Origin of the sequence: Enterobacter sp. 200527-13 (assembly GCF_027924865.1) — a bacterium.
GTDB classification, from domain to species: Bacteria; Pseudomonadota; Gammaproteobacteria; order Enterobacterales; family Enterobacteriaceae; genus Enterobacter; species Enterobacter ludwigii.
Window position 1 is genome coordinate 1 of record NZ_BSCM01000021.1, and the last position, 1,192, is coordinate 1,192.

The window sequence follows — 1,192 nt, forward strand, 5'->3', positions numbered from 1 at the left end:
AACGCGAAGCTCTTGATCGAAGCCCCGGTAAACGGCGGCCGTAACTATAACGGTCCTAAGGTAGCGAAATTCCTTGTCGGGTAAGTTCCGACCTGCACGAATGGCGTAATGATGGCCAGGCTGTCTCCACCCGAGACTCAGTGAAATTGAACTCGCTGTGAAGATGCAGTGTACCCGCGGCAAGACGGAAAGACCCCGTGAACCTTTACTATAGCTTGACACTGAACACTGGTCCTTGATGTGTAGGATAGGTGGGAGGCTTTGAAGCGTGGACGCCAGTCTGCGTGGAGCCAACCTTGAAATACCACCCTTTAATGGCTGGTGTTCTAACGTAGACCCGTGATCCGGGTTGCGGACAGTGTCTGGTGGGTAGTTTGACTGGGGCGGTCTCCTCCCAAAGAGTAACGGAGGAGCACGAAGGTTAGCTAATCCTGGTCGGACATCAGGAGGTTAGTGCAATGGCATAAGCTAGCTTGACTGCGAGAGTGACGGCTCGAGCAGGTGCGAAAGCAGGTCATAGTGATCCGGTGGTTCTGAATGGAAGGGCCATCGCTCAACGGATAAAAGGTACTCCGGGGATAACAGGCTGATACCGCCCAAGAGTTCATATCGACGGCGGTGTTTGGCACCTCGATGTCGGCTCATCACATCCTGGGGCTGAAGTAGGTCCCAAGGGTATGGCTGTTCGCCATTTAAAGTGGTACGCGAGCTGGGTTTAGAACGTCGTGAGACAGTTCGGTCCCTATCTGCCGTGGGCGCTGGAGAATTGAGGGGGGCTGCTCCTAGTACGAGAGGACCGGAGTGGACGCATCACTGGTGTTCGGGTTGTCATGCCAATGGCACTGCCCGGTAGCTAAATGCGGAAGAGATAAGTGCTGAAAGCATCTAAGCACGAAACTTGCCCCGAGATGAGTTCTCCCTGAGACTTTAAGTCTCCTGAAGGAACGTTGAAGACTACGACGTTGATAGGTCGGGTGTGTAAGCGCAGCGATGCGTTGAGCTAACCGATACTAATGAACCGTGAGGCTTAACCTTACAACGCCGAAGATGTTTTGGCGATGAGAGACGATTTTCAGCTGATACAGATTACAGAATTTGCCTGGCGGCTTTAGCGCGGTGGTCCCACCTGACCCCATGCCGAACTCAGAAGTGAAACGCCGTAGCGCCGATGGTAGTGTGGGGTCTCCCCATG

At 53.9% G+C, this 1,192-nt stretch carries 2 rRNA genes; both read left to right on the plus strand.

Annotation, left to right across the window (positions count from 1 at the left end):
- Positions 1-1,035, plus strand: a 23S ribosomal RNA gene (locus QMG44_RS24160); the annotation flags it as partial.
- 63 nt (positions 1,036-1,098) lie between these two features.
- A 5S ribosomal RNA gene (rrf, locus tag QMG44_RS24165) occupies positions 1,099-1,192 on the plus strand; the annotation flags it as partial.